Source organism: Falsiroseomonas stagni DSM 19981 (assembly GCF_900114315.1).
In the GTDB taxonomy this organism is placed as follows: domain Bacteria; phylum Pseudomonadota; class Alphaproteobacteria; order Acetobacterales; family Acetobacteraceae; genus Falsiroseomonas; species Falsiroseomonas stagni.
In genome coordinates this window covers 192,151-206,951 of sequence record NZ_FOSQ01000002.1, presented here as the reverse complement: position 1 = coordinate 206,951, position 14,801 = coordinate 192,151, and the positions used below count along the sequence as shown (strand labels likewise).

14 protein-coding genes are annotated in these 14,801 nt (G+C 71.9%); 6 read left to right on the top strand and 8 right to left on the bottom strand.

Features of this window, described 5'->3' with window-relative positions; all coding sequences use genetic code 11:
- Positions 1-227: 227 nt before the first annotated feature.
- A complete protein-coding gene (locus BM041_RS07800; protein ID WP_092958098.1) occupies positions 228-878 on the bottom strand; it encodes a GNAT family N-acetyltransferase in 651 nt (216 codons plus the stop codon).
- A 212-nt stretch (positions 879-1,090) separates the two neighbouring features.
- Between BM041_RS07800 and BM041_RS07795 the strand changes: the two genes are divergently transcribed.
- Positions 1,091-2,215 carry a ligase-associated DNA damage response exonuclease gene (locus BM041_RS07795; protein ID WP_092958096.1) on the top strand — a complete coding sequence of 375 codons (1,125 nt, stop codon included), beginning with the start codon at positions 1,091-1,093 and terminating at the stop codon, positions 2,213-2,215.
- Here the strand turns inward: BM041_RS07795 and BM041_RS07790 are convergent.
- Complete coding sequence (locus tag BM041_RS07790; protein ID WP_139225992.1) at positions 2,114-2,884, bottom strand: acyl esterase; 771 nt, start codon at positions 2,882-2,884, stop codon at positions 2,114-2,116. The genes BM041_RS07795 and BM041_RS07790 overlap by 102 nt on opposite strands.
- Positions 2,885-2,925: 41 nt before the next feature.
- Between BM041_RS07790 and BM041_RS07785 the strand changes: the two genes are divergently transcribed.
- Positions 2,926-4,530 carry a cisplatin damage response ATP-dependent DNA ligase gene (locus BM041_RS07785; RefSeq protein WP_245761973.1) on the top strand — a complete coding sequence of 535 codons (1,605 nt, stop codon included), beginning with the start codon at positions 2,926-2,928 and terminating at the stop codon, positions 4,528-4,530.
- A 161-nt stretch (positions 4,531-4,691) separates the two neighbouring features.
- Here BM041_RS07785 and BM041_RS07780 read toward each other — a convergent pair whose 3' ends face one another.
- Positions 4,692-6,749 carry a DUF4139 domain-containing protein gene (locus tag BM041_RS07780; RefSeq protein ID WP_092958092.1) on the bottom strand — a complete coding sequence of 686 codons (2,058 nt, stop codon included), beginning with the start codon at positions 6,747-6,749 and terminating at the stop codon, positions 4,692-4,694.
- Positions 6,750-6,889: 140 nt separating this feature from the next.
- Here BM041_RS07780 and BM041_RS07775 point away from each other — a divergent pair, with 140 nt between their 5' ends.
- Genes BM041_RS07775 through bfr form a run of 3 tightly spaced genes read left to right on the top strand, consistent with a single transcriptional unit; the run spans position 6,890 to position 8,673 of the window.
- On the top strand, positions 6,890-7,936 hold the full coding sequence (locus BM041_RS07775; RefSeq protein ID WP_175533808.1) for a Fe(3+) ABC transporter substrate-binding protein: 1,047 nt from the start codon (positions 6,890-6,892) through the stop codon (positions 7,934-7,936).
- Complete coding sequence (locus tag BM041_RS32030; protein ID WP_342713785.1) at positions 7,869-8,147, top strand: (2Fe-2S)-binding protein; 279 nt, start codon at positions 7,869-7,871, stop codon at positions 8,145-8,147. Before BM041_RS07775 ends, BM041_RS32030 begins: the two co-directional genes overlap by 68 nt.
- Before the next feature lie 43 nt (positions 8,148-8,190).
- A complete protein-coding gene (gene bfr / locus BM041_RS07765; RefSeq protein WP_092958088.1) occupies positions 8,191-8,673 on the top strand; it encodes a bacterioferritin in 483 nt (160 codons plus the stop codon).
- Positions 8,674-8,786: 113 nt separating this feature from the next.
- Here the strand turns inward: bfr and BM041_RS07760 are convergent, their stop codons facing one another.
- The 5 genes from BM041_RS07760 to BM041_RS07740 form a co-directional block, all read right to left on the bottom strand.
- Positions 8,787-9,755, bottom strand: coding sequence for an MBL fold metallo-hydrolase (locus BM041_RS07760; RefSeq protein ID WP_092958086.1), 969 nt, complete (start codon positions 9,753-9,755; stop codon positions 8,787-8,789).
- A 130-nt stretch (positions 9,756-9,885) separates the two neighbouring features.
- Positions 9,886-11,586, bottom strand: a complete 1,701-nt coding sequence (locus tag BM041_RS07755) for an ABC transporter permease (protein ID WP_245761972.1) — start codon at positions 11,584-11,586, stop codon at positions 9,886-9,888.
- A gap of 33 nt (positions 11,587-11,619) precedes the next feature.
- On the bottom strand, positions 11,620-12,261 hold the full coding sequence (locus BM041_RS07750; protein ID WP_092958082.1) for a flavin reductase family protein: 642 nt from the start codon (positions 12,259-12,261) through the stop codon (positions 11,620-11,622).
- Between the two features lie 133 nt (positions 12,262-12,394).
- Positions 12,395-12,757, bottom strand: a complete 363-nt coding sequence (locus BM041_RS07745) for a hypothetical protein (protein WP_092958080.1) — start codon at positions 12,755-12,757, stop codon at positions 12,395-12,397.
- Between the two features lie 167 nt (positions 12,758-12,924).
- Positions 12,925-13,902, bottom strand: coding sequence for a 2-hydroxyacid dehydrogenase (locus tag BM041_RS07740; protein ID WP_092958078.1), 978 nt, complete (start codon positions 13,900-13,902; stop codon positions 12,925-12,927).
- 110 nt (positions 13,903-14,012) lie between these two features.
- Here BM041_RS07740 and BM041_RS07735 point away from each other — a divergent pair, with 110 nt between their 5' ends.
- Entirely contained in the window at positions 14,013-14,801 is a 789-nt protein-coding gene (locus tag BM041_RS07735) for an SDR family oxidoreductase (protein ID WP_092958077.1), read from the top strand.

Here is a 14,801-nt window from a genome sequence, read left to right as displayed (position 1 = left end):
GGTCCCTGCCACGGGTGCCGCGGTGGGCGTGGCAGGGGCGCCGGTGCGCAGGGCGCGCCGGCCGAGCCTGGAACCCGCGCGCGGAGCATCGCCGATCTGTCCGGCGATGGCCAGACCCGCGGGCCGATCCCGGCGCCATGGACGGGCCATGGCCGGATCGGCGCTGGCCTTCGCGATTCCGAAGGCGCGAGCAACCCGCCCCCGGGGACGAGGGCGGGGGCGAGGTGTCAGCGCCGCCGGCCGCGCCGCTGCCTGCCCTTGCCGATGGGCTTCGCGGGGGGTGTCGGGGATTGCGGCGCGGCATGTTCGAGCGCGAGTGACGGCTCCGGCGCCAGGGATGGCGCGGCCTGCGGTGTCCCGGCCGCTGCCTCAACGGCCGCAGCGGGAGGGCCATCCCGCGCCGGCCCTGGCGCCGCTTCCGATGGGGGTTCCGAAGGGGCTTCCGATCGGGAGGCCAGCGGCTTCGCCAGCCATACGAGGCCGGCCGCTGCGGGCCCCGCGGGCAGCACGGCCAGCTGCCGGTAGCCATGGCGCAGGAAGAAGCCCGGCGCCTCGAACTCATAGGCACGCACGAGCAGCTGGGCCAGGCCGTGCTCGCGGGCCGCATCCTCCGCCGCCAGCAGGAGGCGGCGGCCGACGCCCTGGTTCCGCGCTGCCTCCGCCACCCAGAACTGCCCGAGCTCGGCCACGCCCAGCATGCCGCTGATGGATACCGCGCCGATCGCCTCCCCGTTCGTCCCGCGCGCCACCACCCAGCTCGCCAACCGGCCCATGCCGGGCTGCACGGCCTGGCGCCGGCGCCGCTTGCCGTCCTGGCGGACCGTCAGCACCAGATCTTCGGGCGGCTTCGGGGTGGCCTCGATTCCAAACTCGATCATGGGTTCTCCGTCGATGACGCGCGGCACGGGCCGGCATCGAAGCCTTGAGGTGGCGCAGGGTTCCGGCGCCTCGCAATTGCCGTCCTGGATGCTCGTATAGGAGGATGGCGGTGTAGGTCCGCTTAAACGGCGCTGGTCGATAGGACGTGATCGCCAGGCGTGACGAAGGGCCGGCACCTTGACCAGCCGGCCGGGCCCACGATGTCCCGCCCATGCCCCATCCTTCGACCTGGATGCGCGTCACGCCCCAGGGGCTGTGGTGCGAAGCCGGTGACTTCTTCATCGATCCCGTCCGGGCCGTGCCCCATGCCGTGATCACCCATGGCCATTCCGACCATGCGCGGCCGGACCATGGCGCCGTGCTCGGCACGCCGGAGACGCTCGCCATCATGACCCAGCGCATGGGCGAGGGCCGGGCCGGGCGCAGCCAGCAGGCGCTGGGATACGGGGAGGGCGTGGTGCGCAACGGCGTCGCCATCCGCCTGGTGCCGGCGGGGCATGTGCTGGGGTCGGCGCAGGTGGTGCTGGACTGGCAGGGCAGCCGGATCGTGATCTCCGGCGACTACAAGCGCCGCCTCGACCCCACCTGCACGCTGTTCGAGCCGGTGGAATGCGACGTCTTCGTCACCGAGGCGACCTTCGCCCTGCCGGTCTTCCGCCACCCGCCCGCCGATGTGGAGGTGGGGCGGCTGCTGGACAGCGTGCGGCTGTTCCCGGACCGCGCGCATCTGGTGGGCGTCTACGCGCTGGGCAAGTGCCAGCGGCTGATCGCCCTGCTGCGCCAGGCCGGCTGGGACCGGCCGATCTGGCTGCATGGCGGCCTGCTGGCGATGTGCGAGTTGTATGCCCGGCACGGGATCGACCTCGGCGACCTGCGCCCCGTGCCGATGCCCGCGAAGCGCGGCGCCGGCGGGCTGCTGGCGGGCGAGATCGTGCTGGCGCCCACGGGGGCGGAGGCCACGCCCTGGGTGCGGCGCCTGGCGGAGCCGGTGATCTGCGCGGCCTCCGGCTGGATGCGGGTGCGCCAGCGTGCCAAGTCGAAGGGCGTCGAACTGCCGCTGATCGTCTCCGACCACGCGGATTGGGAGGAATTGCTGCAGACGGTGGAGGAGGTGCGCGCGCCGGAGGTCTGGGTGACGCATGGGCGCGACGATGCGCTGGTGCATGCCATGGGCCTGCGCGGCGTGAAGGGCCGCGCCCTGCATCTGCTGGGCCGGGGCGAGGAGGATGAGGCCCTAGAGGCGCCAGCGCCTTCGGGCGAGGCGCCAGGCGCCGAGGAGATGGCCGCGCCAGCCGGCGCGGAGCGTGAGATGGGTGCAGGTGGTGCGGATGCGTGACGCCCGGCCGAGGCGACGCCCCCAGGCCCGTTCGAACGCCGCCTGGCAGTCGAGAAAGCCGGCATCGACGCGGCCGGGGCTGAGGTGATGCAGGTGGTAGTCGATCACCCAGGCGCTGCGCCCGGCCTGCCGGGCCGCCAGGCACAGATCCGTGCCGTACAGGTGAAAGCCCGCCAGGTCCGGGGAGGGCACGATCCCCGTCCCGCCCTTCAGCACGAGGAAATTCTCGTCGAGGCTGTGCACCAGGCCGGGGAAGGGGCCGCGCGCCTGGTCGGCGCCATGCGGGTCCGTGATGCGGATCACCAGGCGCCCTTCCGGCGAGGCCCCCGCATTGCCCGCGATGCCCCAAGAGGGGTCATGCGCCTCCAGCGCCGCCAGCCGGTCGCGCAGCACCGCGGCGCCGTCGCCGATCAGGCGCACATCCTGGTGGCAGCAGATGACGAATCGGCCGCGGGCGCGGCGGATCATCGCCGTGAGGCCCGTGAAGGCGCACCAGCGATTGGCCTCGCTGTTGTCGAGGTGGAGGAACTCCGCATCCCCGAAGCCATGCGCCACGAAGCTCGCCTGCATGGCCAGCCATTGCGCCTGGTCCGTCACCAGGGTGCAGATGGAGAATCCGGGCGCCGCTGCCTCGCTGATGGTCTCCGGCAGGGCGGCGATGCTGTTCACGGCGCCGTGTTGGTACAGGCGCGTCGCCAGGGGGGCAAGCAATGAGCCTGCCGGCCTTCGCGGCGCTGCTGGAACGCCTCGCCTTCACGCCGGGGCGGAACGCCAAACTCGCGCTGCTGCGGCAGTGGTTCGCGACGCAGCCGGACCCGGATCGCGGCGTCGGCCTGGCGGCGCTGACGGGTGAGCTTTCCCTCAGCGCCGCCAAGCCGGCGCTGGTACGGGAACTGGCGGCATCCCGCACCGATCCCGTGCTGTTCGACCTCTCCTACGATTATGTCGGCGACCTGGCGGAGACCGTCGCGCTGATCTGGGTGCCGCGCGCCGGGGTCAATGCGCCGCCGCCATCCCTGGCGGAGGTGGTGGAGGCGCTGGAGGCGACGCCGAAATCCGAACTGCCGGCGCTGATCGCGGGCTGGCTGGATACGCTGGATGCCAATGGGCGCCTCGCCCTCATCAAGCTGGTGACGGGCGGGCTCCGCGTCGGCATCTCCGCCCGCCTGGCCAAGACGGCGCTGGCGGAATGGGCGGGCGTCGAGGTCGCGGCGGTGGAGGAGGTGTGGCACGGCCTCACGCTGCCCTATCTCGACCTGTTCGCCTGGCTGGAGAAGCGCGGCCCGCAGCCGGATGCGCGGGACCTGCCGGTGTTCCGGCCCCTCATGCTGGCCCATCCGCTGGAGGAAGCGGACCTCGCCGCGCTCGATCCCGCGCAGCACCGGGCGGAGTGGAAGTGGGACGGCATCCGCGTGCAGCTGTCGGCCACCGGCGGCGGGCGGCGCCTCTGGTCCCGCGGGGCGGAGGACATCTCTTCCGGTTTTCCCGAGATCATCGCCGCGATGGAGTTCCGCGCCGTGCTGGATGGGGAGTTGCTGGTGGTGCGGGAGGGCGAGGTGGCGCCCTTCGCGGACCTCCAGCAGCGGCTCAACCGCAAGATCGTCAGCGCGAAGATGCAGGCGGCGCATCCCGTCGGCGTCAGGCTCTATGACATCCTGTTCGATGGGGACGAGGATCTTCGCGCGGCTCCCTTCGACGAACGCCGCGCGCGGCTGGAGGCCTGGTTCGCACGCACGAAGCCGGCGCGCATGGACCTTTCGGCGCAGATCGCCTTCGGCTCGGTGGACCAGCTTTCGTCGATCCGCGACGGCGCCCGGGCGGCGGCGATCGAGGGGCTGATGATCAAGCGCGCCGACAGCCCCTATGTCGCCGGCCGCGTGAAGGGGATGTGGTGGAAGTGGAAGCGGGCGCCGCTCGGCGTGGATGCGGTGCTGATGTATGCGCAGCGCGGGCATGGCAAGCGCAGCAGCTACTATTCCGACTACACCTTCGGGCTGTGGCGGCCGGATGGCGCGGGCGGGCAGGAGCTGGTGCCGATCGGCAAGGCCTATTCCGGCTATACCGACCAGGAACTGCTCTGGCTGGACCGCTGGATCCGCAACAACACGACCGCCCGCTTCGGCCCGGTGCGGGAGGTGGAGAAGGGCCTGGTGCTCGAGGTGATCTTCGATGCCGCCCAGCGCAGCGGAAGGCACAAATCCGGCGTCGCGCTGCGCTTCCCCCGCATCGCCCGCATCCGCGCCGACAAGCCGGCGGCGGAGGCCGACCGGCTGGCGACGCTGGAGGCGATGATCGACGGCGTGGAAATTCCCTGAACGCGCGTTCGGTGTGGCTTTTTAGTCGCTAATCCGATTTAGCCGATTATGCCGTTTATGCGCATTTAGTCGCGATTCAGCGGGGTGTCGGGCAAGGTTCGGACGGTGATGGACCGAACATAGCGGGAACGCAGCGCGGCGGCCAGGAAAATTCCACTCCCTCATTCCATCCGCGCCAGCAGATCCTGCGCCGCGCGCGCCCAGCCATCCCAGGCGGCATCGGCGGCGGTGCCGGCGCGGTCGGCGGCCAGGCTCGCGGCGTTCAGGCGGCGGCGGGCTTCCTCCCGCTCCGCCCCGCTCCGGTCCTCCGCCGCGGCGCGGGCGCGGGCCAGCGCGGCCTCCGCGGTCCGGTAGCCGCGGATCGCAGTGCGGGCCGTATCGAGCAGCCCGCGCAGTTCCGCCATCCTCTCCGCCAGCGCGGCCAGGCGGTCGCGGCCCGGGGCCTCGGCGGGCAGGCGTTCCAGCGTGGCGCGCAAATTCTCCAGCGTCGCGGGGCCGCCGGGCAGGCGGCGCAGGCTCTGTTCAACATCGATGTCGCGCCAGCGCAGCAGGATCGGGTCGCCGAGGCCCGCATCCCAGACCGGCAATTCGCGGCTGGTCTCCTGTTCCCAGGCGAAGCGCAGGGTCTGCGGGCCGCCATCCAGCACCACCTCGTGCCGCAGGCCGAAATCGCCCTCCGCCGCCACGGTGAAGCGGGGGGTGAAGCCGGGGCGGCGGGGCAGGTCCACCACCATCCCGGCGCCGCGCCCGGCATCCGGGGCGCCGCCGGGGTCCAGCGCCAGCGCGGCTTCCTGGCGGACCACCACGCGCAGCACCACCACGCCGCGGCGGAAGGTCGCGCCGGCCGGGCGTTCCCCGCTGGCCTGGGCGGCGGACAGGCGCAGGTCACGGTCCCGCGCGAAGCCGACCAGCCGGGTCTCCCCGGGTGCCACGGCGCGGATCTCCGCATCGCCGAGGAAGGCGCCGGCTTCCGGACCCTCCGCGCCATAGAGCGTGGCGAGGCCGTCCGGCAGCGTGTGGCCGGAGGTGTTGCGGAGACGGAGCGCCGAGAGCGGGTTGCGGGCCGAGAGGTCCTGCACCCACCACAGCCTTTCGGCCGGCAGCGTGGCATCGAGGAAGGGGAGGTTCGCCGTCTCCCCGCTCCGCACCGTCACGGGGTTCGGCAGCGCGAAGGCGACGCGGCCGGCGGCGCTGGCGGGGAGGGCGGCGGGCACGGCGGCGACGCTGTCGGCGAAGCGCAGCGCGGCTTCCGGCGCGGCGCCGGCCCCCGGGGAAGCCATGGCGCGCGGGGCCGGGGCCGCCATGGCCGGGGCCATGGCGAGCGGCATCGGCATGGGCGGCGGCGGCGGGGTGGCGCCGGTATCGGCGCGGACGGAAACCCCCTCCGCCACCCGCACCGGCAATTCGGGCCGCGCGACGCGGATGGGCGCGTAGAGCGCCTGCTGGAAGGCGGCGGGGTTGCCGGAGACGAGGGCGAGGCGCACCCCCTCCCAATCCGCGCCGGAGCGGTTTTCGACGACGGCCCAGCCCTGCAGCCGCGCCTCCCCCCGGCGGGGGGGGATGACCAGGCGCCAGGAGGGTTTCCAGAGCGGCGCGGCCGCGACGTAGCCGAGCGAGACCTCCCGCGCCGCGGCGGCGCCGGCGAGCCGCACTTCCACCACGCGGCTGTCGGCGGTGCTGGCGGCGGCCAGGGCTTCCGCCGCGCGGCGCAGGCGGGCGGCCAGGTCCGGATCGGCGAAGCGGATGCCATCGCCATCGGCCAGCGCCAGGCTGCGCAGGCCCTGCTCCGTCACTAGCGTCAGGCGCAGCGCCGGGGCGGTGTTCGGGGCCTGCACCTCCTCCGCATCCACCAGCCGGCCGGTGGCGCCGGCCGCTTCCACGGCCTGGCCGCGCAGGGCGCGGAGCAGGGTGGTGCGGTTGGCGAAATCCTCGGGCTTCAGGGGCAGGCCGCGGAAGGCCTCCGCCACCAGATCCTGCGCCGGCAGGCGCACGCCCTCCACCCGGCCGGCGGGATCGCGGACCAGCAGGGATTTCAGGACATCATCCACATCCTCCACCGGCACGCGGAAGGACAGCGGCGCGCCGGGGTCGAGGCGGCCCGATCGCTCGATCTGCGCCAGGCCGGCATTGGACAGGGTGACGGCCGTGACGGGGAGGTCCTGCGCCGAGGCGGGGAAGGCGAGCAGAAGGGGGGCCAGCAGCAGCAGCGGGGCGCGCATGGGGTGTCGTCCGGTTTCGGCCTTGGACCTCATGGTGCGGGCAGTGGGGCGGCAGGGGAAGCCAGGATGCGGTGGATGGATACTTGCGAACGCTTCTCAATTGCGATAATCGGCGCTCGACGCACACGGAAAGGCCGCCAATGACCGCGCTCGCTCCCCGCCGCCTCATGCTCGCCGCGCTGCTGATGGCGGCACCCGCCCTGGCCCCCGCCGCCTCCGCCCAGAACCGGGGCGAGGTCGCGGTCTACTCCGCCCGGCACTACGACACCGACCGCCGGCTCTACGACGCCTTCACGCGGGAGACGGGCATCCGCGTCCGCCTGATCGAGGGCGATGCCGACCAGCTGGTGGAGCGCATCCGGACGGAGGGGACGAACAGCCCGGCCGATGTCCTCATCACCGTCGATGCCGCGCGGCTGGCGCGCGCGAAGGATGCGGGCGTGACCCAGGGCCTGCGATCCGCGGTGCTGGAGGAGCGGGTGCCGGCCGGGTTGCGCGATGCGGAGGGGCATTGGTTCGCCGTCTCCCAGCGCGCGCGCGTCATCATGTACGACAGGACCCGCGGCGTGCCGCAGGGGCTGACTCGGTATGAGGACCTGGCGAGCGAGCGCTTCCGCGGCCAGATCTGCGTCCGCGCCGCCAACCACCCCTACAATGTCAGCCTGGCGGCCAGCATCCTGGCGGCCGACGGGCAGGCGGCGACGGAGGCCTGGGCGCGCGGCGTGGCCGCCAATCTGGCCCGCCCGCCGCAGGGCGGCGACCGCGACCAGTTCCGCGCCATCCCGCCGGGCCAGTGCCAGCTCGCGATCGCCAACACCTACTACCTCGGCCAGATCGGCGCGTCCGAGAACCCGGCCGACAAGGCGCTGTTCGAGCGGCTGGGCGTGATCTTCCCGAACCAGGGCGCGGGCGACCGCGGGGCGCATGTGAACATCTCCGGCGTCGCGCTGGTCCGCACCTCCCCCAACCGGGACAATGCGGTGCGGTTCATCGAATTCATGACGACGGCGGAGGCGCAGCGGATCTTCGCGCTGGGCAACATGGAATACCCGGTGGTGGCCGGCGTGCCGCTGCACCCCGCGCTGGTGGCGATGGGCGAATTCCGGGCGGAGCCGGTGCATGCGACGCAATCCGCGGCCAATGCGGCCGAGGCGCTGCGGATCATGCAGCGCGCGGGCTGGCGCTGAGGCGGCGAGTCGAAGCTTAACCGGAGGACCCGCCATGGTGATCTGCCTCTGCAACGTCTTGACGCATCAGCAGATTGCCGCGGCGGTGGCGGCGGGGGCCGACAGGCCCCATGATGTATACGCCGCCTGCGGCTGCCAGGCCCAGTGCGGCTGCTGCACCCGGACCATCCTCGAGATGGTCCGGGCCGGGGCCACCTCCGCGTCGCGGTGAGGGCCCCGGGCCCCGACACGCCACGCCGGAGAACCGACGCAAGATGCGCGACCCCAAGGTCATCGAATACCTGAACGCCCAGCTGACCAACGAGCTGACCGCGATCAACCAGTATTTCCTCCACAGCCGCACGTTGCGCCACTGGGGCGTCACGAAGCTGGCGCGGAAGGAATACGAGGAATCGATCGAGGAGATGAAGCACGCGGATTGGCTGATCGAGCGCATCCTCTTCCTCGGCGGCCTGCCCAATGTGCAGCGGCTCAACCAGGTGCTGATCGGCCAGAGCGTGCAGGAGGTGCTGGAAGCCGACCTCAAGCTGGAGGAGAAGGCGCTGGTCGATCTGCGCGACGGCATCGCCTATGCCGAGAGCGTCCGCGACTACGTCACCCGCGACCTGATGCTGAAGATCCTGGCGAATGAGGAGGAGCATGAGGATTTCCTCGATCGCCAGTTCGACCTCATCCGCCAGATCGGGATCGAGCGCTACATCCTGCTGAACAGCGACGCAGCGCCCGACCAGGAATAGGGCGGGGCTTTCAGCCGCCCTGGCCGTGGGGCGCTGGCCCCACGGCCTCTTCAACTCCCGATGCCGTGGGGCGCTAGCCCCACGGCCTCTTCAACGCCCCATGGCGTGGGGCGTCAGCCCCACTGCCAGGGCGTCGGCACGAAGGCGAAGCCCTGGCCTGAGGTCTCCACATGGCCGAGACCCGGCCAGGGGAAGTGGTAGCCCAGCACCTGCAGCCGGTCCGTCGCCGCCATGTCCAGCGTGCGGCGGCGCGTGGCGGCCGCCTGGGCCGGGTCGCTGTCGAAGCCGAAGGGCCAGTCGGGGCGGGACAGCGCCAGCACATGGTGGTTGGCGATGTCGCCCAGCACCAGCAGGCGCCGCCCCTCGCTTTCCAGGTGGAAGGCCACATGGCCGGGGGTATGGCCGGGCGTCGGCACGGCGCGGATGCCCGGCGCCACCTGCGCATTCACGGCCAGCATGGTGAAGCGGTCCCGCCGCGGCAGCAGCACGGCGCGGGTGCCCTGCACGAAGCCGCGGATCGGCTCGGCCTGGGACAGCAGCGCCTCATTCGTCCAGGTGTCGAAATCGGTGGAGGACATGGCGTAGCGGGCATTGGGGAAGACGCTGTTCCCCGCGGCATCCGCGATGCCCCAGGCATGGTCGGGATGGGCATGGGTGAAGGCCACCAGATCCACCTCCGCCGGCTGGATGCCGGCCGCCACCAGCGATTCCACCAGGCGGCCGGTGCCGGGGCCGAACACGGGCTGCGCGCCGACGCCGGCATCCAGCAGGATGAGTTGGCTGCCGGTGTTCACCACCAGGCAGTTGATCGCGGTGGGCAGCCGGTCCTCCGGCAGGAAGGCGCGCCGCAGCGCGGCGGTCACCTCCGCCTCCGTCGCCACGCCGGCGCCGAAGGTGGGGAAGGGGGGCGCGAGCGTGATGGCGCCATCGGAGATGACGGTGCATTCGAAGGCGCCGAGGCGGAAGCGGTACCAGCCCGCGACCTGCCCGCCGCGTGGCGGTGCGGCGGCCAGGGCGGGCAGCGCGGGCAGCAGGCAAGCGCCGAAGCCGGCGGCGAGCGTGGCGCGGCGGGTCGTCTTCATGGCGGGGAACCTTCCTGGCTGGGAACGAGGCGCGATGATGCCGCCGGCACCGGCAGCGCGGCCGCGCAGCAGGCGGGATCGACGATGATGTGGGGGAGCTTGCGCCAGCCACCAGGGCGGGCGGTGGCCCTCAGCCCTTCCGCATGCCGCGCACCAGGGCGATCACGGGCAGCAGGCCGACCACCACGATCAGCAGCGCGCTGGTCGACGCCTCCGCCAGGCGTTCGTCGGAGGCCAGCGAATGGACGCGCACCGCCAGCGTATCGAAGTCGAAGGGCCGGACGATGAGGGTGGCGGGAAGCTCCTTCATCGTGTCCACGAAGACCAGCACGGCGGCGGTGAGGAGGGCGCCGCGGGCGAGCGGCAGCTCCACCTCCCGCACCGCCTGGCCGGGGCGGCGGCCGAGTACGCGGGCGGCGGCGAAGAGGCTCGGCCTCACGCGCGTCAGCCCCGATTCCACGGCGGACAGCGCGACGCCGAGGAAGCGCACCAGATAGGCGAAGACCAGCGCCGCCATGGTGCCGGACAGCAGCAGGCCGGTGGAGATGCCGAAGCGGGCGCGCATCCAGGCATCCACCGCATTGTCGAACAGCGCGAAGGGCACCAGCGTGCCCACCGCGATGACGGAACCGGGCAAGGCATAGCCGAGGGAGGCCAGCCGGTTGGCGGCGCCACGCAGCCGGGACGGATGCAGCCGGTTGCCCCAGGCCAGCAGCGCGCCGACCACCACCGCGATGCCGGCGGTGACGGAAGCGAGCGTCAGGCTGTTGAGCGCGAAGGGCAGGGTGCGCCTTGCATCCAGCGGATCGCCGGATTGCAGCATCAGCGCCAGCAGCGTGCCGCCGGGGATCACGAAGCCCAGCAGGACGGGCGTGGCGCAGGCGATGATGGCCGCGGCCTGCTTCCAGCCCTGCAGCACCACGGGGCGCAGCGGCGGGTGGCGCGTGGTGGTGGGGTGGTAGCGGCGGCCCCCGCGCGACAGCCGTTCCAGCAGCAGCAGCAGCGCCACCACGCCCATCAGGCAGGCCGCCAGCTGTGCTGCCGCCGGGCGATCCCCCTGGCCGAACCAGGCATCGTAGATGCCGGTGGTGAAGGTGCGGACGGCGAAGTGCTGCACCGTGCCGAAATCGGCCAGCACCTCCATCAGCACCAGCGCCACGCCGGCGGCCAGCGCCGGGCGCGCCATGGGCAGCGCCACATGCAGGAAGGTGCGTGGCAGGCCGTGGCCCAGCGTGCGGCTCGCTTCCAGCAGGCAGACGCTCTGCTGCAGGAAGGCGTTGCGGCACAGCAGGTAGACATAGGGGTAGAGCACGGCGGCGAGCATCAGCGCGGCGCCGGGCAGGCTGCGGATCTCCGGGAACCAGTACTGGCCCCAGCGCAGGCCCGTGGCGGCGCGGATCGCTTCCTGCACCGGGCCGGCCACGTCCAGCAGCCAGACATAGGCGTAGCCGCAGACATAGGCCGGCATCGCCATGGGCAGCAGCAGCGCCACTTCCAGGAAGCCCCGGCCGCGGAAGGCGCAGGTGGAGACGAGCCAGGCGGAGACCGCGCCCATGCAGGCCGCCATGATGCCCACCAGCACCGAGAGCAGCACGGAATTGACCAGCAGCTCCGCCAGCATGGTGCGCAGGATATGCGCCCAGGCCTGGCCGCCATCGGCGGCGAAGAGGGGCGTCGCGGCGGTGAGGAGGACGGAGGCCAGCGGCGCGGTGATGAGCAGCGCCACCAGCACCGCCGCCCAGGCCCAGAAGGGCGCGGCGCGGCGGCGGCGCGGGGCCGCGGGCGCGCGCGGCGCCAGGTCGGGGCCTGCCCCGCCCAGCCGGCCGGACACGCCGCCTGACACGCCGCCTGACATCGAAAGGGGCTACTCCGCCGCCTTCTTGCGCGCGGCCCATTCCGCCGGCGTGATGCGGGGGATCTCCACGCGGTCCCGCGTGGTGGAATACCAGCCCCGGCCATGCATGCGGCCCACCAGGTCCAGCTTCGGCGTGTCGATATAGGCGCGCTCGGCGTTCATCACCGCCTCATCGGCGATGTGCATGGCCTTCACCTCTCCCATCACCATGGTGTGGACGCCGACGGGGATCGTCTTCCACAGCGTGCATTCCATGGCGACCGGACTCTCCGCGATGCGCGGCGTGCCGATCTTTGTGGAGGCGATGGTGGAGAGCCCGGCCTCCGCCAGTTCATCGACCTCCGGCGGGAAGTCGGCGGCGGTGATCACCATGCGCTCCGCCAGGTCATGCGGGACCATGGAGAGGGTGAATTCGCCGGTGGCCTGGATGTTGGCCAGCGTGTCCTTGGCCGAGCCCTCCGGCCGCGGGCCCACCGAGATGGCGACGACGGCGGGGTCTTCCCCGAAGACGTTGAAGAAGGAGTAGGGGGCGGCGTTCAGCACGCCCGCCGCATCGCGGGAGACGACCCAAGCGATCGGCCGCGGCACGACGCAGGAGACAAGGAGCTTGTAGCGGTTGCCATGGGGCATCGCATCGAAGTCGAAGAGCATGGGGTGTGTCCCGGTTGCGGCGCGCGGAGGGCTGGCGCGGGGAAACTGACGCCGGGTGGCATGGCTGTCGAGGGGCGGCGGCGCGGGCGGTTGCGCCTCAGGCGTCCCGTCCCGTGAGACGGGGCGGGCGTGGCTAAGCCTGCATGCGCTGCCGCGACACCGGCATGAGGGAGCGGATCTCCGCTTCCGCCACGACCTCTGCCGAATCGGCCAGGGCGGCGGTCAGCGGCAGGCCCATGGCGCGGGCGGTGCGGCCAAGCGCCAGGCTGCAGGCCCTGAGCGATTCGAGCGACAGCATGCGATTGGCGAAATCCAGATCCTGCGTGGCGCCGCCGGGATCGACCAGGTCGAACACATAGGTCCGGCTGCCATCATCGTTGCGGGTGACGAGGGGGGGCTGACGAAGCAGCGCGTGCAGGAGTTCGAGGTCCGGCGTGGTGTCCAGGCCGCCTTCGCGTTCCTGGACGAACAGGGTGATCCGAGCCGCCTTTCTCATCCCGTCACGACCCGCCTTGGCAGGCGGGTCCCCCTGGTTCGAACGCGTTGCGGATGGCCGGATGCCCCCCGCGAACAACGTAGACTTCGTGTAATTACTGCAACCCCAGATAGTTGGGCTCTACCGAATGGCGAAAGTCAATCATTCAATGCGACCAAAAAAAACGCTCACGGCAGCGCATCAGGCGCTACCGTCCCGCGAAGCAGGACGGCATCGAGGTTATCCAGCGCGCGATGCCCCATGGCGTTTCTCGTTTCCTCCGTGGCGCTCCCGAGATGCGGGAGAAGTGCGATGTTTTCGAGCGCGAAGTATCCTTCGTGGATGGCCGGTTCCCCGTCATAGACATCGAGGCCCGCCGCCCGGATATGGCCAGATGACAGCGCCGTAACAAGGGCTGCGTCGTCCACCGTGCCGCCGCGGCCCGTGTTCACGACGATGGAGCCGGGCTTCATCCAGGACAGGCGCTCCGCATTCAGCCATTTCCGCGTGGCCTCGCCGCCCGGGATGTGCATGGACAGCACGTCGATGGCGCCCAGGAAGTCCTTCGCATCGGCGTGGAAGATGGCGCCCTGTTCCAGTTCCGGCGCCACGCGGTTGCGGTTGTGGTAGTGGATTTCCATCCGCATCCCTCGCGCCATGGCGGCCAGTTCCTGGCCGATGCGGCCATAGCCCGCGATCCCCAGCTTCTTGCCTTCCAGCGTCACGCCCATGAGCTGGGTGGGCGCCCAGCCCGTCCAGGCGCGGGCGCGCACCAGGCGTTCGCCCTCCCCGGCGCGGCGGGCGGCCATCAGCATCAGCGTGAAGGCGCATTCGGCGGTGGCGAAGGACAGCACCCCCGGCGTGTTCGCCACCGTGATGCCGCGGGCCGCCGCGGCCGGGATCGACAGGTGGTCGGTGCCGACGGAGAAGGTGGCGATGATCTTCACCGAGGGGGGCAGCGCCTCGATCGTCGCGGCGCCCATCGGGTCCCCCGCCGCGCACAGGATGCCGGCGGCGCCGCATTCGGCGGCGCGGCGGGCGATTTCCGCGCCGTCGCGGGACCAGGGATCGTCGCTGCTGTTCAGGCGGGCGTCATAGTCCCGCGCGGCGCGGGCCTCGATCGCGTCGGGCAGCTTGCGGGTCAGCAGCAGGATGGGCTTGGGCATCGGGCGTTCCCTCATCGGCGTTGCAGCAGCGTTAGCAGACCGTGCCCGGCTTGCCAGCAGGACGGCATGGCGGCAGGGTCCGGCGCATTCTGCCGAGAGGGAATCACGCCATGGATCTGGGATTGAAGGGCAAGCGCGCCCTGGTGATGGGGGCTTCCAAGGGCCTTGGCCGCGCGATCGCGGACAGCCTGGCGGCGGAGGGCGCGCACCTCGTCATCAGCGGGCGCACCCAGGCGAGCCTGGATGAGGCCGCGGCGGCGATGGTGGCCGCCGGCGCCGCTTCCGCCCATGGCGTGCCGGCCGATGTCGCGAATGCCGCCGACATGGATCGCCTCGGCGATGAGGCGGTGCGCCTGATGGGCGGCGTCGACATCCTGGTGCTGAACCATGGCGGCCCGCCGCCCGGCACGGCGCTGGAGATCACGGAGGCGCAGATCGCCGAGTGGTTCCCGAAGATCGTCCTGCACCCCATCCGGCTCGCGATGAAGCTGCTGCCGGCGATGCGGGCGCAGAAATGGGGGCGCATCATCACCGTGGGCTCCACGGGCATGGTGCAGCCGATCCCGAACCTGGCGCTGTCCAACATCCTGCGCGCCAGCATCGTGGGCTGGAACAAGTCCCTGTCCAGCGAAGTGGCGGGCGACAACGTCACCTGCAACATCCTGGCCCCCGGCGCCATCCTGACGGACCGGCAGCGGGAGACGCAGGGCAATCTGGCCGCAAAGCGCGGCGTGCCGGTGGAGCAGGTGATGAAGGAGCGCGCGGCGACCATCCCGGCGGGGCGCATCGGGGATGCGAAGGAATTCGGCCCGATGGGTGCCTTCCTCGCCTCCGAGATGGGGTCCTACATGACGGGCAGCATCATCCGCGTGGATGGTGGCGTCGTGAAGGCGTTCTGA